Source organism: Mycobacterium sp. NGS69, from assembly GCF_059812165.1.
In genome coordinates, this window is record NZ_JCALCD010000017.1 from 44010 (window position 1) to 64507 (window position 20498).

15 protein-coding genes and 1 pseudogene are annotated in these 20498 nt (G+C 69.2%); 9 read left to right on the top strand and 7 right to left on the bottom strand.

The genetic code is table 11. The annotated features are described in order from the left end of the window. From AC5Y2S_RS28710 to AC5Y2S_RS28720, 3 genes are all read right to left on the bottom strand, one after another. Positions 1-1398 carry an MFS transporter gene (locus AC5Y2S_RS28710; RefSeq protein WP_499959997.1) on the bottom strand — a complete coding sequence of 466 codons (1398 nt, stop codon included), beginning with the start codon at positions 1396-1398 and terminating at the stop codon, positions 1-3. Beyond that, a complete protein-coding gene (uvrB, locus tag AC5Y2S_RS28715) occupies positions 1395-3563 on the bottom strand; it encodes an excinuclease ABC subunit UvrB (protein WP_499959999.1) in 2169 nt (722 codons plus the stop codon). Before uvrB ends, AC5Y2S_RS28710 begins: the two co-directional genes overlap by 4 nt. A gap of 119 nt (positions 3564-3682) precedes the next feature. Beyond that, positions 3683-5713 (bottom strand): serine/threonine-protein kinase, encoded by a 2031-nt coding sequence (locus AC5Y2S_RS28720; protein ID WP_499960001.1) that lies wholly within the window; start codon positions 5711-5713, stop codon positions 3683-3685. 173 nt (positions 5714-5886) lie between these two features. Here AC5Y2S_RS28720 and AC5Y2S_RS28725 point away from each other — a divergent pair, with 173 nt between their 5' ends. Continuing rightward, positions 5887-8571, top strand: coding sequence for an ATP-binding cassette domain-containing protein (locus AC5Y2S_RS28725; RefSeq protein ID WP_499960002.1), 2685 nt, complete (start codon positions 5887-5889; stop codon positions 8569-8571). Between the two features lie 12 nt (positions 8572-8583). Here the strand turns inward: AC5Y2S_RS28725 and AC5Y2S_RS28730 are convergent, their stop codons facing one another. Next, entirely contained in the window at positions 8584-9330 is a 747-nt protein-coding gene (locus AC5Y2S_RS28730) for an SDR family oxidoreductase (protein ID WP_499960004.1), read from the bottom strand. Between the two features lie 150 nt (positions 9331-9480). Between AC5Y2S_RS28730 and AC5Y2S_RS28735 the strand changes: the two genes are divergently transcribed. From AC5Y2S_RS28735 to AC5Y2S_RS28760, 6 genes and pseudogenes are all read left to right on the top strand, one after another. Next, complete coding sequence (locus AC5Y2S_RS28735) at positions 9481-9921, top strand: ribonuclease FAU-1 family protein (protein WP_499960006.1); 441 nt, start codon at positions 9481-9483, stop codon at positions 9919-9921. Between the two features lie 37 nt (positions 9922-9958). Continuing rightward, positions 9959-10396: a DNA polymerase ligase N-terminal domain-containing protein gene (locus AC5Y2S_RS28740; RefSeq protein WP_499960007.1), complete on the top strand. Its 438-nt coding sequence runs from the start codon at positions 9959-9961 to the stop codon at positions 10394-10396. Beyond that, positions 10393-11391, top strand: coding sequence for a non-homologous end-joining DNA ligase (ligD, locus tag AC5Y2S_RS28745; RefSeq protein ID WP_499960009.1), 999 nt, complete (start codon positions 10393-10395; stop codon positions 11389-11391). The genes AC5Y2S_RS28740 and ligD (AC5Y2S_RS28745) overlap by 4 nt, the downstream gene beginning before the upstream one ends. Further along, the gene (gene ligD / locus AC5Y2S_RS28750; RefSeq protein ID WP_499960011.1) at positions 11391-12281 is read left to right on the top strand and encodes a non-homologous end-joining DNA ligase; all 891 of its coding nucleotides are present in this window, start codon (positions 11391-11393) and stop codon (positions 12279-12281) included. The genes ligD (AC5Y2S_RS28745) and ligD (AC5Y2S_RS28750) overlap by 1 nt, the downstream gene beginning before the upstream one ends. Next, positions 12274-12600, top strand: a pseudogene (locus AC5Y2S_RS28755) (DNA-formamidopyrimidine glycosylase family protein); the annotation flags it as partial. The gene ligD (AC5Y2S_RS28750) and the pseudogene AC5Y2S_RS28755, both read left to right, overlap by 8 nt. A gap of 33 nt (positions 12601-12633) precedes the next feature. Next, on the top strand, positions 12634-13050 hold the full coding sequence (locus tag AC5Y2S_RS28760) for a hypothetical protein (protein ID WP_499960019.1): 417 nt from the start codon (positions 12634-12636) through the stop codon (positions 13048-13050). Between the two features lie 163 nt (positions 13051-13213). Here the strand turns inward: AC5Y2S_RS28760 and coaE are convergent, their stop codons facing one another. The 3 genes from coaE to polA form a co-directional block, all read right to left on the bottom strand. After that, a complete protein-coding gene (gene coaE / locus AC5Y2S_RS28765; protein WP_499960013.1) occupies positions 13214-14392 on the bottom strand; it encodes a dephospho-CoA kinase in 1179 nt (392 codons plus the stop codon). Positions 14393-14404: 12 nt separating this feature from the next. Then, positions 14405-15850 carry a 30S ribosomal protein S1 gene (rpsA, locus tag AC5Y2S_RS28770; protein ID WP_499883469.1) on the bottom strand — a complete coding sequence of 482 codons (1446 nt, stop codon included), beginning with the start codon at positions 15848-15850 and terminating at the stop codon, positions 14405-14407. Positions 15851-16024: 174 nt separating this feature from the next. Then, on the bottom strand, positions 16025-18688 hold the full coding sequence (gene polA, locus AC5Y2S_RS28775; protein WP_499960020.1) for a DNA polymerase I: 2664 nt from the start codon (positions 18686-18688) through the stop codon (positions 16025-16027). Positions 18689-18797: 109 nt separating this feature from the next. Between polA and AC5Y2S_RS28780 the strand changes: the two genes are divergently transcribed. Then, on the top strand, positions 18798-19241 hold the full coding sequence (locus AC5Y2S_RS28780; protein ID WP_499960014.1) for a Zn-ribbon domain-containing OB-fold protein: 444 nt from the start codon (positions 18798-18800) through the stop codon (positions 19239-19241). After that, on the top strand, positions 19238-20440 hold the full coding sequence (locus AC5Y2S_RS28785) for a lipid-transfer protein (protein ID WP_499960015.1): 1203 nt from the start codon (positions 19238-19240) through the stop codon (positions 20438-20440). The genes AC5Y2S_RS28780 and AC5Y2S_RS28785 overlap by 4 nt, the downstream gene beginning before the upstream one ends. Positions 20441-20498: the final 58 nt, after the last annotated feature.

Sequence of the window (20498 nt, forward strand, 5' to 3'; positions counted from 1 at the left end):
TCAGCGACCGGCGCGGACCGCGCGGTACGAGGCCACGACACCGGCCCCGGTCAACGCGGTGAACACGGCGAACAACCAGCGGGCCGCCATCGCGTCGCCGCCCTGGGCCGCGTTGACCACGACGCCGGCCACCCCGGCCCCGAACGCCCCCGAGATCAGCTGCACGGTGTTGATCGCCGCGGCCGCCGCGACGCCTTCGGCCGGGTCGTCGACGGAATCCATTGCGCGCACGGACAAATGGGGCCAGGCCATCCCGATCCCGACGCCCGCGACGAGCAACCCCAAGGTCCAGGCGGCGACGGTCCCGGCTGGCGCGTTGTCGTACTGGGTGAGCGCACACAGGGCCAGGCCCGACGCCACCACCACCGGCGCGGCCGCGATCACCCGTCCGATCGCCCGCGGGCTCTCCAGCGACGCGCTGAGGATCTCCGAGACCGTCCAGCCGACCGCCAGTGCCGCCCCCAGGAATCCGGCCGCAAGCGGCGTCATATGGGCCAACCGCTGACCGAACAGCGGCACGTAGGTGTCCACCATCGCCCCGACCATCAGCAGGCCCATGGCCAGGTAGATCCACTTCAGAGGTCCGCGCCCGAACACGCTGGGCGGCAACACCGCCGCGTCCATCCGCCGGTCGACGACCGCGAACAGTGCCATCAGCACGACGGCGGCGGCGAGCAGTCCGGCCGTCGCGGCGACGTTGTGCGGGATCTGCGCGACGCTGACCGCCAGGGCCGCCGCGCCGATCAGCAGCAGCGACCACACCGGGACCCGCAGCGTCGGTGTCTCGGCGCTCGCGCCGGCGTGGCCGGCGGGCAGCGCGATCGGCACCAGCGTGGCCATCAGCGCCGTCAGGATGGCCATCGCGACGAACGCCCACCGCCACAACCCGAACTGGGCGAACAGGCCACCGGTCGCGGGCCCGACCACCGTCGCAACCCCCCACATTGCCGACACCAGCGCCGAGGCCCGGGTCCACAGCGAGCGGGGCAGCGCCGCGTTGATGACCGCATAGCCGAGGCCGGCCAGCAGGCCCCCGGCCACGCCCTGCAGGGTCCGCGCCGCGATCAGGACCTCCATGTTGGGGGCGGCGCCGCACGCCAGGCTGGACAGGCCGAACACGGCCAGCCCCAACAGGAATGACGAGCGCGCCCCGATGCGCACCAGCATCGGATTGACTGTGGTCGCCGCGACCACCGACCCGACGAGGTACAGGGTGGTGACCCACGCATAGAGGCGGCTGCCGCCGATCTCTGCGACGGTGTTCGGCAGCAGGCTGATGGTCAGGAACTCGTTGGTGGCGTACAGCGCGACGCCACCGGCCAGCACCACCGAGGTTCCCAGGTACTTGGCGCCCAGCAGTTCGCGCCAGCTGCCGGTGATGGTGTCGGGGTGCGTCACTTCAGGCCGGCGGCGTCCATCCCGCGCAGTTCCTTTTTGAGGTCGGCGATTTCGTCGCGGAACCGGGCCGCCAGCTCGAACTGCAGATCGCGGGCGGCGGCCATCATCTGCGCGGTGAGGTCCTTGATCAGGTCGGCCAGTTCGGCGCGCGGCATGTTCGACGTGTCGCGGCCCTCGAAGACACCGGCGCTGACCGCGCGACCCGGCTCGCCCTGGGCGCGCCGGCCGCGGGACATGCTGCGCCCGGACCCGATTTCGACGGTCTCGCTGTCGTCGGCTTCGGCGTAGACCCGGTCGAGGATGTCGGCGATCTTCTTGCGCAGCGGCTGCGGGTCGATGCCGTTCGCCTCGTTGTAGGCGGTCTGCTTGGCGCGTCGCCGTTCGGTCTCGTCGATGGCTTCCTTCATCGAGTCGGTCATGGTGTCGGCGTACAGGTGCACCTCGCCGGACACGTTGCGGGCGGCACGGCCGATCGTCTGGATCAGGCTGCGCGTCGAGCGCAGGAAGCCTTCCTTGTCGGCGTCGAGGATGGCCACCAGCGACACCTCGGGCAGGTCGAGGCCCTCGCGCAGCAGGTTGATGCCGACCAGCACGTCGTAGTCGCCGAGGCGCAGCTGGCGCAGTAGCTCCACCCGGCGCAGCGTGTCGACCTCGGAGTGCAGGTAGCGCACCCGGATGCCCATTTCGAGCAGGTAGTCGGTGAGGTCCTCGGCCATCTTCTTGGTCAGCGTCGTGACCAGCACCCGCTCGTCGGCCGCGGCGCGCTTGCGGATCTCCCCGATCAGGTCGTCGATCTGGCCCTTGGTCGGTTTGACCAGGACCTTGGGATCCACCAGTCCGGTCGGCCGGATCACCTGCTCGACGAACTCGCCGCCGGTCTGGCTCAGCTCGTACGGCCCGGGTGTGGCCGACAGATACACCGTCTGCCCGATCCGGTCGGCGAACTCCTCCCAGGTCAGCGGCCGGTTGTCGCAGGCCGACGGCAGCCGGAACCCGTACTCCACCAGGTTGCGCTTGCGGGACATGTCGCCCTCGTACATCCCGCCGATCTGCGGCACGGTGACGTGCGACTCGTCGATGACGAGCAGGAAGTCCTCGGGGAAGTAGTCGAGCAGCGTCGCCGGCGGCGAGCCCGGCCCCCGCCCGTCGATGTGGCGGGAGTAGTTCTCGATGCCCGAGCAGAACCCGACCTGGCGCATCATCTCGATGTCGTAGTTGGTGCGCATCCGCAGGCGCTGGGCTTCCAGCAGCTTGCCCTGGGCCTCGAACTCGGCGAGCCGCTCGGCGAGCTCCTCCTCGATGGTGGAGATCGCGTGGGCCATCCGCTCCGGGCCGGCCACGTAGTGGGTGGCGGGGAAGATCCGCAGCGAGTCGACCTGGCGGACCACCTCGCCGGTCAGCGGGTGCAGGTAGTACAGCGCCTCGATCTCGTCTCCGAAGAACTCGATGCGGACCGCCAGCTCCTCGTAGGACGGGATGATCTCCACGGTGTCGCCGCGCACCCGGAACGATCCGCGGGTGAAGGACAGGTCGTTGCGGGTGTACTGGACGTCGACCAGCAGCCGCAGCAGGCCGTCGCGGGGCACCTCGGTCCCGACCTGCAGTTCGACGGAGCGGTCCAGGTAGGACTGCGGCGTGCCCAGGCCGTAGATGCACGACACCGACGCGACCACCACCACGTCGCGCCGCGACAGCAGCGACGACGTCGCGGAGTGCCGCAGCCGCTCCACGTCGTCGTTGATGGAGCTGTCCTTCTCGATGTAGGTGTCGGTCTGCGCGATGTACGCCTCCGGCTGGTAGTAGTCGTAGTACGACACGAAGTACTCGACGGCGTTGTGCGGCAACATCTCTCGCAGCTCGTTGGCCAGCTGGGCCGCCAGCGTCTTGTTCGGCGCCATCACCAGCGTGGGGCGCTGCAGCCGTTCGATGAGCCAGGCCGTCGTCGCCGACTTTCCGGTGCCGGTGGCGCCGAGCAGGACCACGTCGCGCTCCCCCGCCCGGATGCGGCGCTCCAGCTCCTCGATGGCCGCGGGCTGGTCCCCGGCCGGTGCGTGCGGGCTGACCACCTCGAAATGGCCGCCGGCGCGCAGCAGCCCCTCCACGTCCTCGGCGGCGGGGCGGTATTCCGAGTGCGCGACGACAGGGTGTTCAGTGGCGAAGGCCATGGCACCAGGGTAGAGCGGTGTACCGACAAGTGTGCTGGTGCTTCTCCCGCGAGCGTGCGCAGAATGACATCCTGCGCGGCGTGTCGGCGTACAGACACGCACGCTCGCGGCCGAAGACGCTAGGCCCCCGGGCGCGTCCACGTGCGGGTGACCGGATCGCACTGCAGCAGGTAGCCATCGCTCGAGGTGGACATGGCGAACACCGAGGTGTTCGGGCGGTTGCACGAGCTACCGGTGGCGTGCACCCCCATCGTGATCGGCGCCTTGGCCCACGTGTTGCCCTCGCAGACGACCTGCTCGCTGTTGGTCGGGTCGTAGGCGAGCTTGTCGACGTCGCCGCACGACCCGCCCAGGACCGGCGCTCCCGGGTGGGCCGGCGTGGTCGAGGCGCTGATCACCTGGGCGGGATCGGCCACGGGTACGGACGGCGGGGCGTCGCCGACGCGGGTGGCCACCACCGGCACCCGCACCACCGCCCCCTGAGCACCGCATTCGTCGGACAGCGCGGTTTGCGTCACCGTGCCGCGCAGCGTGCCGTCGGCCTGCGGCGCCAACGACCCGGCGACGCTTTCCTGCTGGGTGGCCGTGACCTGCCCATTCGGCTGCGTGCAGCCCGACCGCTCCTGCTGGAACCCGCCCTGCCAATAGCCACCGATAAAGCGCAGCGAGTAGGTGTGACCGCCATCAACCGTGCTGGCCACCTGATGATTGGTGTCGTCGAGCTGGGTCCCGGTCGCCGCGCACCCGTTGGCGGTGCACACCGAGCGGAACGCCCACCAGCTGGCGGCCGGGCCGTCGTGACGGATCGGGATGCCGTTGGTGGTCTGCTTGCTGCGGTCATAGGTCAACTTGTAGGTGCCGTTGAGCACCGGCCCGCCGGATCTCGCGGGCGCCGGGACGGACGGTTTCGACGCCAACGCCGGGACATTCGCCGGCGGGCTCTCCGGCTGGAACGAGTACAGCGTCGACCAGGTCGCCGCGATGGCGATCAGCACCGCGCACAGCAACGCGGTCGCCCACCGGGCCCGGGACGAGAACCGGTGATACAGCCGCCGCGGCGGCAACGCGGCACCGGCCTGGTCGTCATCCTCCTCGTCGGAGACCAGCTCGCTGACCGCGGCGGCGAACGCGCGGCACCGCTCGAAGCGCTCCTCGGGACGCTTGGCGAGGGCAGTGAAGAACACGTCGTCGAGATACGCCAAGTCGGGGCGGTAATCGCTGAGCCGGGGCGGATCCTCGTGCAGGTGCTGGCTGATCACCGCGATCGGGTTGGAGTGCTGGAACGGCGGGGCGCCGGTGAGCAGGTGAAATGCCGTGGCGGCCAACGCGTATTGGTCCGCGCGGCCGTCGATGTTGGAGCCGGTCAGTTGTTCGGGGGCGGCGTAAGCCACCGTGCCGACCGCGACGTTGGTCTCGGTGATGCCGCTGATGTTGGCGAGGTGGCGCGCTACACCGAAGTCCGCCAACAGGATTCGGCGTTCCCCGTCGTCGGGATGGGTGAGCAGGATGTTGGCGGGTTTGACGTCACGGTGCAGCAGGCCGCGATCGTGTGCGTAGTCAAGCGCCCCGGCGACCGCCTGCAGGATCGCGCACACCTCGTCGATGGGCATCCCGTCCGGGTAGCGCTCCTTGACCAGCCGGGCGGCGTCGGTGCCCTCGACGTAGTCCATGGAAATCCAGAGCTGACCGTCGAATTCGCCGCGGTCGTGGACGCCGACGATGTGCGGGTGCCAGAGCGTCGCCGCCAGGTCGGCCTCCCGGTTGAACCGCTCGCGGAACTCCGGATCGGCGGTGACCGCCTCGGCGAGCACCTTGATCACGTCGCGGCGCGGCAGCCGGGGATGCAGCGCCAGGTAGACCTCCGCCATGCCGCCGGCGCCGAGCTGCCGCAGGATCGTGTAGCCGGCGAACGCCGCACCGCTGCTCAGCGCGAGGCGCGATCCGCCGGCCTCAGGGTGGGACTCCACGACGGGCGGCTCGGCGTTGGGGGTCGAGTTGACGGGCGGGATGCGGCGAAACAGGTGCGCGACGGTGGCCGAGGGAACCGAATGCAAACCCGCCCGCAGGGCCTCACGGGCCGAACGCGGGTTGCTCAGCAGCCGTCTCCCGGCGTCGATGCGCCGGGTCGTGCCCTTGTGTTCGTCCGTCAATCGCTGCCCCCTCGTTGCTCTGCTTTCACTCCCCGCACGTCCGAATGATGCCGGATCTCGGTGGGCGATTGATCTCAGGAAGCTATGAGCAACCTTTGAGTGGCCGAATCGAAACAAAGCCAAATCACAGGCGAGTCCCATGGAGAGCACTCAAAGCGCGGACCGATACTTGAATGGTGAATCGACCCGCCCCGCCTGTCCTGACAATCCGGCACGACGGGTCCCAACGCTCGTTCGCGGCCGGCCACGAGGTCGTCGTCGGGCGTGACGCGAACGCGGACTTGCGGATTCCCGATCCCCGGATCTCCCGCGCGCACCTGATCGTGCGGTTCGACCAGGGCCGCTGGCTGGCGATCGACAACGGCTCGCTGAACGGCACCTACGTCAACGGCTACCGGATGCCGGTCATCGACATCCACGACGGCCAGAGCATCAACGTCGGCAACCCGCAGGGACCGCGGCTGACGTTCGCGGTCGGGCCGCAGCAGGGCCACGCCACCGGACGGCCGCCGACCCGGCCGTCGCGGGACTCCGGCCCGCCCACCCTGGCATGGTCCGCGCTGCCGGAACGGACGAACCCCACCGCACCGCCCGCCCCCCGACGCGGCCAGACCGGAAGCCAGCCCCGGCAGCCCGTCCCCCCGCGCCCGATGCCACCCAAGGCACCGCCCCGGCAACCGGAGCCCCCGCGGCAGCCGCCCCCGCCGCCGCGGATCCAGACGTCGGGCATGGCGCCGGCACCGCGCCCGCTGCACGCGCCGCCACCCGACCAGGTGACCACCGTCAACGCCGAGCCGGCGGTCCGGCCGGACGCGCCGCCGCCCGCCGAGTCCACGGTGGTCGACGCCAGGACGGCCGACGTCTCCAACCTCGCGACCAGGTTTGTGAAGTTGCTGTCGCCGCGCATGTCGGCGGCCGCGGGCACGGCGGGCGCCAAGACGATCGGGCGCGCGGCGGAGAGCGACATCGTCGTCTACGACGTTCTCGCCTCGCGGCATCACGCCACGCTGCTGCAGACTCCGCTCGGCACCGAGATCCGCGACAACAGCATCAACGGCACCTTCGTCAACGGCACCCGGGTCGGGTCGGCGATCCTGACCGACGGCGACGTCGTCACCATCGGCAACGTCGACCTGGTGTACCGGGACGGCACCCTGGTCGAGGGCGGCGCGGCCGCGGCCCGCACCGGCGGCCTGGAGGTGCGCAACGTTAAGTACGTCGTCGACAACGGCAAGCAACTGCTCGACGACATCTCGCTGACCGCGCGCCCGGGGACGCTGACCGCCGTGATCGGGGGCTCGGGCGCCGGCAAGAGCACGCTGGCCCGGCTAGTCGCCGGCTATACCAGCCCCACCTCGGGTTCGGTGACCTTCGAGGGCCACGACATCCACGCCGAATACGCGTCGCTGCGCAGCAGGATCGGCATGGTCCCGCAGGACGACGTGGTACACCGCCAGCTGACGGTCAACCAGGCGCTGGGCTACGCGGCCGAACTGCGGCTGCCGCCCGACACCAGCAAGGCCGACCGCGCCAAGGTGGTCGCCCAGGTGCTCAAGGAGCTGGACCTGACCAAGCACGCCGACACCCGGGTGGACAAGCTGTCGGGCGGCCAGCGCAAACGCGCCTCGGTGGCGCTCGAGCTGCTGACCGGACCGTCGCTGCTCATCCTCGACGAGCCGACCTCGGGCCTCGACCCGGCGCTGGACCACCAGGTCATGACGATGCTGCGCCAGCTCGCCGACGCCGGTCGCGTCGTGATCGTGGTGACGCACATGCTGTCCTACCTGGACATCTGCGACCAGCTGCTGTTGGTGGCCCCGGGCGGCAAAACGGCCTACTTCGGCCCGCCCGACCAGATCGGCGACGCCATGGGCACCACCAACTGGGCCAAGATCTTCACCAAGGTGGGCGCCGACCCCGAGGAGGCCAACCGCCGGTTCCTGGCCCAGGCCGAGGCCCAGAAGCGCCCCCAGAAACAGCTGCCCGCCGGAACCGAGCCCGGCGACCTGGGCGAGCCGGTGCACACCAGCGTGCGGCGCCAGATTTCCACGGTCGCGCGCCGGCAGGTCCGGCTGGTCGTCGCCGACCGCGCCTATTTCGTCTTCCTCGCGCTGTTGCCGTTCATCCTGGGTTCCCTGTCGCTGACCGTGCCGGGCAACCACGGGTTCCACGTGCCGGGCCCGGGCGCCGGGACCCCCGACGAAGCCGCGCAGATCCTGGCCCTGCTGCTGCCGGCCGCGGCGTTCATGGGTACCGCGCTCACGATCCGCGACCTGGTCGGCGAGCGCGCCATCTTCCAGCGCGAGCAGGCGGTCGGGTTGTCGACGACGGCCTACCTGCTCGCGAAGACGGCGGTCTTCTGCGGGTTCGCGATCCTGCAGTCGGCGATCGTCACCGCGATCGTGGTGATCGGCAAGAGCGCACCCACCCGTGGTGCCGTTCTGCTCGGCCACTCGACCGCCGGGGCCACCATCGAGCTGTTCCTGACCGTGGCCGGGACGTGCGTCGCCTCGGCCGTCCTCGGGCTGGCCATTTCGTCGCTGGTCCGCTCCAGCGAGCAGATCATGCCGCTGTTCGTGGTCACGGTGATGGCGCAGCTGGTGCTCTGCGGCGGGATGGTCCCGGTGACCGGCCGGCTCGGCCTTGACCAGATGTCCTTCGCGATGCCCGCGCGCTGGGGCTACGCCGCGGCGGCCTCGACGGTCGACCTGCGGCACCTGGTGCCCGATTCCCTGCTCTCCCAGGACCGGTTCTGGGAGCACAGCTCGAAGGTCTGGCTGATCGACATGGGCATGCTGGCCGCGCTGTCGGTTTTCTACGGCACCTTCGTGCGCTGGAAAATCCGGTTACGGCGTTAGGCCGGGTCGAACCTAGATCTGCTCCGCACCGCCGTCGACGAACAACTCGCTGCCGGTCATGAAACTGCTCTCGTCCGACGCCAGGAAAAGCACCGCCGCGGCGACCTCCTCGGGCCTGCCCAGGCGGCCCATCGGGACCTTGGACGCCTCGCCTTCGCGCAGCTCGTGCTCTCGTCCGGCCGGCGCCAGTCCCAGCAGCCCCGGAGTCTCGACCGGGCCGGGAACGATCGTGTTGACCCGAATCCCGCGGTGTATGAGTTCGGCCGCCCAGGTCCGCCCGAACGAGCGGATCGCCGCCTTGGTCGCCGCGTACACGCTGAACGCCGGGGTGCCGTTGTAGGCGGCGGTCGAGCCGGTCAGCACGATCGACGAGCCGCGGTTGAGCAGCGGCAGCATGGCTTGCACGGTAAACAAGGTGCCACCCACGTTCGTCATGAACGTGGACGTGAAGTGTTCGACCGAAATGTCGCCCAGTGCCGCGAATTCTCCGCCGCCCGCGTTGGCGAAGAGCACGTCGAGTCCGTCCCCGCGGGATGCGATGGCGTCGGCGATCGCCGCCACGTCGTCGAGGTTGGCCACGTCGGCGCGGATGCCCGTCGCCCGGTCACCGATCGAGGCCACCGCGGCGTCGATGGTTTCCTGGTTGCGACCGGTCAGGAAGACGTGGGCGCCCGCGTCGGCCAGCCGCTGCGCGGTCGCCAACCCGATGCCCGAATTCCCACCGGTGACGAGAGCTGTCTTTCCGCTGAGGTCGCTCACTGTGCCCCTCCCAATGGCCAGCTTGGCCGTACTCACTTCGACATGGTGATGCCTCTCAACGGCCCCGGCAACTAGAGTGGGTCAATCCATCCGCCGAAGCACGAGACGTTCGACCTGGTCGCCCGCACCAACACCGATCCGAAGGGCATCGTGCGGGCCGTCGACGAGTACGTCGCGCACCCGTGGGGGCTCTACCTCGCCCGCCCTACCCCCGGTCGAGCGCAGTTCCACTACCTCGAATCGTGGCTGCTGCCGTCGTTGGGCGTGCGCGCCACCGTCTTTCACTTCAATCCCGGGCACGAACGCGACCAGGATTACTACCTCGATGTCGGCGAATACACGCCGGGCCCGAAGGTGTGGCATTCGGAAGACCACTACCTCGACATCGTCGTCCGGACCGGCGCCGGGGCGGAGCTGGCCGACGTCGACGAGCTGCTGGACGCCGTGCGGCACGGCCTGTTGACCCCGGAGGTCGCCGAACGGGCCGTGCGGCGCGCCGTGGTCGCCATCGACGGCCTGGCCCGCAACGACTACGACCTTTCCCGGTGGCTGGCCACCCACGGCATGGAGCTGACCTGGCGTGAGGCATAACTCGTTTCCTCACGTGACCCACGGGTATCACTTCGTGATGCGTTTGATCGACAACCGACGCAAACGCCGGCCCGGCCGGGACCCGCGTTTCGTCATCCAGCGGCGGGGACCCGACAGCGACCACTACGAGCTTGGCCTCGAGATCGACGGCGTGCTGGTCTCCTGGGCGATACCCAACGACAGCCGGATAGCCCGCCGCGTCGCTGACCTGCCCCTCGATGACCTCGACGGCGACGTCGACGGCGACCGCGGCACCTATGTCAACGCAACCCCCTACGACATGGCCGATTGCCTTGACCGCGGCCACCTTTCGTTCTTTCTGTGCGGCGAATGGCTGCGCGGCTGGTACACGCTGACCCGGATCCGGGACGGCGATCGGGAGACGTGGCTGCTGATCAGGCGCAAAGACGACGAGGACGCCGACACGCTGCGCCGGCCGGCGCTGACCGGCCGCTCGCTGGACGACGTGTCATGACCGACTTCGCCGCCCTGCCGGAATCGGTGCGCGCGGCGCTGCACGACGAGCCGGTGCCCGACTGGCGGGCGCCGACGCTGGCCACCCTGACCGACCGGCGATTCTCCGATCCGCAGTGGATCTTCGAACGCAAATTCGACGGGATGCGCTGCCTCGGCTTCCGCGACGACGACCGGGTGCGACTGCTGTCGAGGAATCGGCAGCCCCTCAACGGAACCTATCCGGAGATCGTCGACGCGCTCGGCGCCCAGCGCACCACGCGGTTCGTCGTCGACGGCGAGGTGGTGGCGTTCGTGGGCCGGCGCACCAGCTTCGCGAGGCTGCAGGGCCGGCTGGGCATCACCGACCCGGAGGTGGCCCGTGCGTCACCCGTCCGCGTCTTCTACTACGTGTTCGACCTGCTGCACCTCGACGGCAAGTCGACCACCGGCGTACCGCAGTTGTGGCGAAAGAAGCTGCTGCGCAAGGCCATTGAGTTCGGTGACCCGCTGCGTTTCACGGTCCACCGGGTCCAGGACGGGATCGGCGCCTATGAGGCGGCGTGTCGGCGCGGTGACGAGGGGGTGATCGCCAAGCGGGCCGACGCCACGTACGAAGGCGGTCGGTCGAAGAACTGGTTGAAGTTCAAATGCGTCCGCGACCAGGAGTTCGTCGTCGGCGGCTACACCAGCCCCAAAGGCAGCCGCATCGAGCTGGGCGCGCTGCTGCTGGGCTATAACGACGGCCGCGACCTGGTCTACGCCGGCAAGGTGGGGACAGGGTTCGACGAACCCACGCTGCGCAGCCTGCACGAGCGGCTGTCGCCACTGGAGCAGGACAAACCGCCGTTCACCCGGGGCCTGGTGCGCGAGAACGGCGCCCACTGGGTGCGCCCGGAGTTGGTCGCCCAGATCGGGTTCACCGAGTGGACCCGTGACGGCAAGCTGCGCCACCCGCGTTACCAGGGGCTGCGCACCGACAAGGACCCGGGCGATGTCGTGCGGGAGACCCGCTGATGCCGCGCGTCGAGGTGGAGGTCACCCACCCCGACCGGGTGATGTTCCCCAAGGACGGGATCACCAAGGGCGAGCTGGTCGCCTACTACGGCGAGGTGGCCGACACGATGCTGCCGCACCTGCGGGACCGGGCGCTCACCGTGCAGCGGTTCCCGCGCGGCATCGGCGAACAGGGCTGGGTGCAGCAGGATTTCGCCGATTCGCTGCCCGACTGGATGGGCCGTGTCGAAGTCGCCAAAGAAGGCGGCACCGTGGTCCATCCCGTGGCGGAGCGTCCGGAGGCGCTGCGCTGGCTGGCCAACCAGAACTGCGTGACGCTGCACGTGTGGCAGTCGCGGCGGGACCGGCTGCACAAGCCCGACCGGCTGGTGTTCGACCTCGACCCCTCCGACACCGACTTCGCCGTGGTGCGGGCGACGGCCCACGCGGTGGCCGGCGTTTTAGACGACCTCGGGCTGGCCCGCTATCTGCAGACCACCGGGTCTCGCGGGCTGCACGTCGTGGTGCCGCTGCGCGCCGACACCGATTTCGACACCGCCCGCCAATTCGCCCGCGAGGTCGCCGAGGTGGTGGTGGCCGACGACGAAGCCCACCGCACCGTCGAAGCCCGCAAGGACAAGCGCGGCAACCGGGTGTATCTGGACATCATGCGAAATGCCTACGCGCAGACCGCGGTTGCGCCGTATTCTGTCCGGGCCCGGGTGGGTGCGCCGGTGGCGACCCCGCTGGAGTGGGACGAGCTGGAGACCCGCGGCCTGCGAGCGGACCGATTCACCGTTCGTGACGTTCCCAAACGGCTTGCCGGACAGGGCGATCCGTGGGCCGGCATGCACCGGCACGCCCGCGCGCTGACGGGGCCGGCGCAGCGGGTGGCAAAGCTCCGTGCCTGAACCGCCCGACGTGGAGGGCTTTCGGCGCGAGCTGGCCGACGCGCTGCCCGGCCGGCGGATCCGGGGCGTGCACGTCCGCGATCCGGGCATCCTGCGAAACGTCACCGCCACGGCGCTCGGCCGGCGGCTCGACGGCCGCCGCTTCGATTGCCCACGCCGGCACGGCAAGTGGTTGATGCTGCCGACGGACGGCCCGACGCTGCTGGTGCACAGCGGGATGACCGGGCACCGCGCTGGATCGCGGCGAGCCGCGCTACGCCGACTTGCGCAAGCTGCGCGGAGTGTGGCGGCCGACGACGACGAGGACGTCGCTGTGGTGCCCGCGCTGCCAGCCCGGGTAATCTCGGCTGTTATGAGCCCCAGCAACCACAGGTGGATGGCGATCACCGCCTTGACCGTCATCGCGGCCGGGTCCCAGCTAAGCCCGGCAACCGCGAAGGCGGACCTGCACAACATCACCTACCGCGCCCGGATCGATGCGCTGACCACCGGCAGCCAGGCCATTTTCGTGATCAACGGCGGCCAGACGAACACGGCCAACCTCCCGTCGATGCCAGGCAACGCGTTCGAGGCCAACACGGTGCTGCCGGATCCCCAGCAGGCCGGCCTGCGGGTTGTGCTGCACTTCCCGTATTCGGCGAATGTGCACTGCGAGATCGACGTGGACGACAACGTTTTCACGCAGCTCGATCAGTTCGTCAGACCAACGCCCGGCAATTCCGATCCCAAGAACGGCATGCTGCAGTGCGGCGCGCCCTTGCCCGCCTAACCGCGGGAATCACATCCGCCACACAAGCCTCTCCGCCGAACCATTACCCGTTGTGTCCACCTCATAGCGACAACCGGATCGGCAGGCGGATTTGTCGCTATGAGGTGGACACGACGAGTACCACCACCCCCGGAGGCTCGTGGGGCTGTTGTGAAAGTTGGTGCTAGGGCCGCCATCCGGTTGAGTCGGCCCACTTCCAGGCCCGCCGGTAGGCGTCGGCAAACCATGGTTCCTTGGCGTCGGCGTAGGTGGAGATGTCACCGCGCGCTGCCTGTTCGGCCTTCAGCTTGACGGCCAGGTAGTCGGCGCGCGCGCCGACGTCGGCCCGCAGCCAGGCTACGAACAGCAGCGCGAATTGCTGGTTGGGCCAGCCGTTCACCCGGAGGTGCACGTTCGTCGGCCGGCCGGGGTCGGCGGAGGCGTGAATACGCTTGTGCCACAAGGTCGTGTCGTCGGTGTGGGCTACGTCCTCGGTAATGGCCTCGATGCGCGGGTAGCCGGCCGACAATAACGGCTCGGCGAGCTCGTCGGCGACGGCGAGCGATTCGACGGTGATCTGGATGTCGATGACGTCCTTGGCGTCCAAGGCGGGCAGCGCGGTGGAGCCGATGTGGTCGATGCGCAGCGCCCGGTGGCCGCAGGCCGTCTGCAACCGATTGACGATCCGCCGCGCCTGCTCGGGCCAAGTCGGGTCGGCCGGCACGAGACGCGCGGGCGCGTGCGCGATCTGGCGCGCGCTCAGATTGTGGGCGAACGGCACGATCCGGTCGTTCCACACGTCGCGCGCACGCTGGGCCAACTCCTCCGGGCTGCCCGAATTGTCCAGCCAGACGTCGGCGACGGCTCGGCGCTGTTCGTCGTCGGCCTGCGCGGCGATCCGGGCGCGAGCGTCTTCCTCGGGCATGCCGCGTAGGTCGACCAGCCGCCGCACCCGCACCTCGACGTCGGCGTGCACCACCACGACGAGCGGGAACAGCGGCGCCATGCCGGACTCCACCAGCAGCGGAATGTCTTCGACGACCACGGAATCCTCGGGCACCGAGGCGATGATCTCGGATCGGCGCTTGCCAACCAGCGGGTGCACGATCCCGTTCAGCTTCTGGCGCGCCTCGTCATCGCGAAAAGCCTTGGCGGCCAACGCGGGACGATCCAGCGATCCGTCGGGCAGCAGGATGTCCTCGCCGAACGCCTCGACGAGCGCCTTCAGCCCCTCGGTGCCCGGCTCGACCACCTCGCGCGCGATGACGTCGCCGTCGACGATGACGGCACCGCACTTCGCGAAGGTGGACGAGACCGCCGACTTGCCGGCGCCGATGCCACCGGTCAACCCGATGCGCAGCATCCCAGAACGCTATTAGGCGTTGCCGGCGAGCTTTTCCCGCAGGGCCGCCAACTGGGCGTCGCTGGCCAGCGATCCACCCGCCGCCTTCTCCGACGACGCGCCGTTGCCCGGCGCCTGGTCGCCGGCGGCGTGGGCGGCCGACTCGGCGGCGGCGAACTTCTCCATCTGCGCGGTGTGCATCTTGTGCCGGCGCTCGGCCTCGGCGTAGCGGGCCTCCCACTCGTTGCGCTGGGCGTCGAATCCCTCGAGCCATTCGTTGGTCTCGGAGTCGAAGCCCTCGGGGAAGATGTAGTTGCCCTGCTCGTCGTAGCTGTCGGCCATGCCGTACTTCGCCGGGTCGAATTCCTCGGTGTAGTCCTCGTTGGCCTGCTTGAGCGACAACGAGATTCGGCGGCGCTCCAGGTCGATGTCGATGACCTTGACCATCGCGTCGTCGCCGACGGCGACCACCTGGTCGGGCACCTCGACGTGCCGCTCGGCCAGCTCGGAGATGTGCACCAGGCCCTCGATGCCCTCCTCGACGCGGACGAACGCGCCGAACGGAACGAGCTTGGTGACCTTGCCGGGGACGATCTGGCCGATGGCGTGCGTGCGGGCGAAGTGGCGCCACGGGTCTTCCTGGGTCGCCTTGAGCGACAACGAAACCCGCTCGCGGTCCATGTCGACGTCGAGCACCTCGACGGTGACCTCGTCGCCAACCTGGACCACCTCGGACGGGTGGTCGATGTGCTTCCAGGACAGCTCGGAGACGTGCACCAGGCCGTCCACCCCGCCGAGGTCGACGAACGCGCCGAAGTTGACGATGGAGGAGACCACACCCTTGCGGATGCTGCCCTTCTGCAGCTGGTTGAGGAACTCGCTGCGCACCTCGGACTGGGTCTGCTCCAGCCAGGCCCGCCGCGACAGCACCACGTTGTTGCGGTTCTTGTCCAGCTCGATGATCTTGGCCTCGATCTCCTTGCCGATGTACGGCTGCAGGTCGCGGACGCGCCGCATCTCGACGAGCGAGGCGGGCAGGAAGCCGCGCAACCCGATGTCGAGGATCAGGCCACCCTTGACCACCTCGATGACGGTGCCCTTGACGGCCTCGTCCTTCTCCTTGAGCGCCTCGATGGTGCCCCAGGCGCGCTCGTACTGCGCGCGCTTCTTGGACAGGATCAGCCGACCCTCTTTGTCCTCCTTGGTGAGAACCAGGGCCTCGACCTCATCGCCGACGGAAACGACCTCGTTGGGGTCGACGTCGTGCTTGATGGAGAGCTCGCGGGCGGGGATGACCCCTTCGGTCTTGTAGCCGATGTCGAGGAGCACCTCGTCCCGGTCAACTTTGACGATGGTGCCTTCGACGATGTCGCCATCGTTGAAGTACTTGATCGTTTTGTCTATTGCGGCGAGAAAATCCTCGCTCGAGCCAATGTCGTTGACGGCTACTTGCGGCGAGGTGACGGTGGGACTCGGCATGTTGTTGGGTTGCTCCGGACAGGTTGGGTCGTAGGGACAAAAAAGGATTTACCTGTCGAGGCTACTCGACAGGGCACTAGCTGGACAAACTCGGCCGCCACCGAGGCGACGCAAATGTAACGCCACGGCGAATTTCCGGCCGAATTTTCGCCCTCACGTTACACCGGCGGGCCCTCAGTGGGCCGCCGCGTCCCAGCTGCGGCCGTAGCCGACCGAGACCTCCAGCGGGACGTCAAGCGGATAGGCGCCGCCCATCTTCTCGCGCGCCAGTGCCTCGAGGACCTCCCGCTCCCCCGGCGCGACTTCGAACAACAGTTCGTCGTGCACCTGCAGCAGCATCCGCGACGCCAGCCCAGCCTGCTTGATGGCCTTGTCGACCTCGATCATCGCCACCTTGATGATGTCGGCCGCGCTGCCCTGGATGGGCGCGTTGAGCGCCGCCCGCTCGGCGGCCTCGCGTACGTTGCGGTTGCTGCTGTCCAGCTCGGGCAGGTAGCGGCGGCGGCCCAGCACGGTGGAGGTGTAGCCGTCCTTGCGGGCCTGCTCCACGACGTCGTGCAAGTAGTCGCGGATACCGCCGAACCGGGCGAAGTAGGCGTCCATCTGTTCCTTCGCCTCCTCGGTGGAGATCTTGAGCTGGGCGGACAGGCCGTAGGCGCTCAACCCGTAGGCCAGCCCGTACGACATCGCCTTGACCCGGCGCCGCAGCTCGGCCGTCACCTCCTCGATCGGCACCCCGAACGCTCGCGACGCGACGAACGAATGCAGGTCCTCCCCGGTGTTGAAGGCTTCGATCAGGCCTTCGTCCCGCGACAGGTGGGCCATGATGCGCATCTCGATCTGGCTGTAGTCCGCCGTCATCAGCTCTTCGTAGCCCTTGCCGACGACGAAGCCGTCCCGGATCTGGCGGCCGGCGTCGGTGCGGATCGGGATGTTCTGCAGGTTGGGTTCGGTCGACGACAGCCTGCCGGTGGCCGCGATGGTCTGGTTGAACGTGGTGTGGATGCGGCCGTCGGCGGCCACTGAGTTCAGCAGCCCGTCGACGGTGACCTTCAGCCGGGTGACGTCGCGGTGGGCCAACAGGTGCTGCAGGAACGGATGCCCGGTCTTGTCGAACAGCGACTGCAGGGCGTCGGCGTCGGTGGTGTAGCCGGTCTTCGTCCGCTTCGTCTTCGGCATGCCGAGCTCGTCGAACAGCACCACCTGCAACTGCTTGGGCGAGCCCAGGTTGATCTGCTTGCCGATCACGCCGTAGGCGGCCTCGGCGGCGTCGCGGATCTCGTCGGCGAATTGGCTTTGCAGCTCGCCCAGCAGCTGTAGATCGACGGCGATGCCGGCGCTTTCCATGCCGGCCAGCACCTGCTGAACGGGCAGCTCCATCTCGCCCAGCAGCGCGGTGGAGTCGATGCGATCCAGCTCGGCGTCCAGCGCGTCGGCCAGGTCGACCACCGCCCGGGCGCGCAGGATCAGGGTGGCGACGGCCTGCTCGTCCACGCCCTCCATGTCGTCGAGCAGCGAAAGCTGTTGCTGCTCAGACGTTTCCGCGCGCAGCTCGCGACGCAGGTAGCGCAGCGACAGGTCGTCGAGGGTGAAGCTGCGCTGCCCGGGGCGCACCAGGTAGGCCGCCAGCGCGGTGTCGGAGGTGACACCGTCCAGCGTCCAGCCGCGGCCCGCCAGATCGTGGATGGCGAGCTTCGCCTCGTGCAGCGCCTTGGGTTTCGCCGGGTCGGCCAGCCAGGCCGCCAGCGCGGCGTCGTCGTCGGGGGTCAGCGTGGCGGTGTCGATGTAGGCGCCGTCGCCGTCGGCGGCGGCGATGCCCAGCCCGGTGGCGTCCCCGCCGTGCGGCAGGTGGGTGCCGGCGACGGCCAGCCCGGCCCGGCGCCCGTCGCCGGCGTGCGCGGCCAGCCACTGCCCGACGGCGCCGGGCTCGAGCGCGCCGCCGCGGACGTCGAAGCCCTCGTCGACCTCGGGTTCGACGGCGACCAGGGTCTCGAACAGCCGGTCGCGCAACACCCGGAACTCCAGGTCGTCGAAGAGGCGGTGGATCTGGTCGCGGTCCCAGGGCTGCAGCCGCAGCGTGTCCGGGGTTTGGGCCAGCGGCACGTCTTTGACCAATTCGGTGAGGTCGCGGTTGAGGATGACGCCGGCCAGGTTGGCCCGCAGCGCGTCGCCCACCTTGCCGCGCACCGAGTCGACGTTGTCCACCAGCGCCTGCAGCGAGCCGTACTCGGCGATCCACTTCGAGGCGGTCTTCTCCCCCACCCCCGGGATGCCGGGAAGGTTGTCGCTGGGATCGCCGCGCAGGGCGGCGAAGTCGGGGTACTGCTTGGGCGTCAGGCCGTACTTCTCGACGACGGCGTCGGGGGTGAAACGGGTCAGCTCGCTGACGCCCTTGCGGGGGTAGAGCACCGTGACGTCCTCGCTGACCAGCTGCAGCGAGTCACGGTCGCCGGAGACCACCAGCACGCGGTAGCCCTCGTTTTCCGCCTGGGTGGCCAACGTCGCGATCAGGTCGTCGGCCTCGAACCCCTGCTCCGAAAGCACGGTGATGCCCAGCGCGTTGAGCACTTCCTTGGTGATGTCGATCTGGCCGTGGAACTCGTCCGGCGTCGACGACCGGTTGGCCTTGTACTCGGGGTACCGCTCGGAGCGGAAGGTCTGCCGCGACACGTCGAAGGCCGCGGCGATGTGCGTCGGCGCCTCGTCGCGCAACAGGTTGATCAGCATGGCGGTGAAGCCGTACACCGCGTTGGTGGTCAGCCCGCCGCGGGTCTTGAAGTTCTCGGCGGGCAGCGCATAGAACGCCCGGAACGCCAGCGAATTGCCGTCCAGCAACATGAGTGTCGGTTTGGTTTGTTCCTCGGTGGCGGCGGGCACGGCATTCACTCTAGGCACTCGGTCCGACGAGAGCTGGCGTGCCCAAACAAGCGCTTGGTAGTGTTGGCGGGTGCCCGAGGTAACCAGCCAAGAACCCGCGATCGACGGATGGTTCGCCACCGATGACGCCGGTAGCGCCCATTTGATCGGCAGCAAGTGCCCCGAGTGCGGCACCTATGTTTTCCCACCCCGCGAGAACAACTGCCCCAACCCGGCCTGCGCCAGCGACACGCTGGAGGCCGTCGCGTTGTCGACCCGCGGGACGCTGTGGAGCTACACCGAAAACCGTTACGCGCCACCGCCGCCCTACCCCTCACCCGACCCGTTCGAGCCGTTCGCCGTCGCCGCGGTGCAGCTGGCTGATGAGGGCCTGATCGTGCTGGGCAAGGTGGTCGAGGGCACGCTGGCGGCCGACCTGAAGGTGGGCATGGAGATGGAGCTGACGACGATGCCGCTGTTCACCGACGACGACGGGGTGCAACGCGTCGTCTATGCGTGGAAGGTGGCGTCATGATCGCGCCCGAACCGCTGTACATCCTCGGCGCCGGCATGCACCCCTGGGGCAAGTGGGGCCGGGACTTCACCGAATACGGGGTCGTCGCCGCGCGCGCCGCGCTGACCGAGGCCGGCCTGGACTGGAGTCAGATCCAGTTGGTCGCCGGCGCGGACACCATCCGCAACGGATACCCGGGCTTCGTCGCCGGTGCGACGTTCGCGCAGAAGCTGGGCTGGAACGGGATTCCGGTCAGCTCGAGCTACGCCGCGTGCGCGAGCGGCTCGCAGGCGCTGCAGAGCGCGCGGGCCCAGATCCTGGCCGGGTTCTGCGACGTCGCACTCGTGATCGGTGCCGACACCACGCCGAAGGGTTTCTTCGCGCCCGTCGGCGGCGAGCGCAAGAACGATCCGGACTGGCAGCGCTTCCACCTGATCGGCGCGACCAACACGGTGTACTTCGCGCTGCTGGCGCGGCGGCGGATGGACCTCTACGGCGCCACCCTTCAGGACTTCGCGCAGGTGAAGGTCAAGAACTCCAAGCACGGCCTCAACAACCCGAATGCCCGCTACCGCAAGGAGAACTCGATCGACGACGTGCTGGCCAGCCCGGTGGTCTCGGACCCGCTGCGGCTGCTGGACATCTGCGCCACCTCCGACGGGGCGGCGGCACTGATCGTGGCGAGCAAGTCGTTCACCGAGAAGCACCTCGGTTCGGTCACCGGCGTGCCGTCGGTGCGCGCGGTCAGCACAGTGACCCCGCGCTACCCCCAGCACCTGCCCGAATTGCCCGACATCGCAACGGATTCCACCGCCGTCGTCGCCGCGCCTGAGCGGGTGTTCAAGGACCAGATTCTCGACGCGGCCTACGCCGAGGCGGGCATCGGGCCCGAGGACGTCAGCCTGGCCGAGGTCTACGACCTGTCCACCGCGCTGGAGCTCGACTGGTACGAACACCTGGGGCTGTGCGCCAAGGGCGAGGCCGAGGCGCTGCTGCGCAGCGGCGCCACCACCCTCGGCGGCCGGGTCCCGGTCAACCCGTCGGGCGGGCTGGCGTGCTTCGGGGAGGCGATCCCCGCGCAGGCCATCGCGCAGGTCTGCGAGTTGACCTGGCAGCTGCGCGGCCAGGCCACCGGCCGGCAGGTGGAGGGCGCGACGGTCGGCGTCACGGCCAACCAGGGCCTGTTCGGCCACGGCTCGTCGGTGATTGTCGCCCGCTAGTCGGTCTGGCCTTCGACCGAAACTGCGACCATCGCGTCGAATCGCCCAAATTCGCGAT

What these genes read in the sequence shown, in the direction of transcription:
- uvrB (WP_499959999.1), bottom strand. Translation starts at nt 3,563, where the DNA reads ATGGCCTTCGCCACTGAACACCCTGTCGTCGCGCACTCGGAATACCGC.
- AC5Y2S_RS28725 (WP_499960002.1), top strand. Translation starts at nt 5,887, where the DNA reads ATGGTGAATCGACCCGCCCCGCCTGTCCTGACAATCCGGCACGACGGG.
- AC5Y2S_RS28740 (WP_499960007.1), top strand. Translation starts at nt 9,959, where the DNA reads ATGCGTTTGATCGACAACCGACGCAAACGCCGGCCCGGCCGGGACCCG.
- ligD (WP_499960009.1), top strand. Translation starts at nt 10,393, where the DNA reads ATGACCGACTTCGCCGCCCTGCCGGAATCGGTGCGCGCGGCGCTGCAC.
- ligD (WP_499960011.1), top strand. Translation starts at nt 11,391, where the DNA reads ATGCCGCGCGTCGAGGTGGAGGTCACCCACCCCGACCGGGTGATGTTC.
- AC5Y2S_RS28760 (WP_499960019.1), top strand. Translation starts at nt 12,634, where the DNA reads ATGAGCCCCAGCAACCACAGGTGGATGGCGATCACCGCCTTGACCGTC.
- coaE (WP_499960013.1), bottom strand. Translation starts at nt 14,392, where the DNA reads ATGCTGCGCATCGGGTTGACCGGTGGCATCGGCGCCGGCAAGTCGGCG.
- rpsA (WP_499883469.1), bottom strand. Translation starts at nt 15,850, where the DNA reads ATGCCGAGTCCCACCGTCACCTCGCCGCAAGTAGCCGTCAACGACATT.
- polA (WP_499960020.1), bottom strand. Translation starts at nt 18,688, where the DNA reads ATGTTGCTGGACGGCAATTCGCTGGCGTTCCGGGCGTTCTATGCGCTG.
- AC5Y2S_RS28785 (WP_499960015.1), top strand. Translation starts at nt 19,238, where the DNA reads ATGATCGCGCCCGAACCGCTGTACATCCTCGGCGCCGGCATGCACCCC.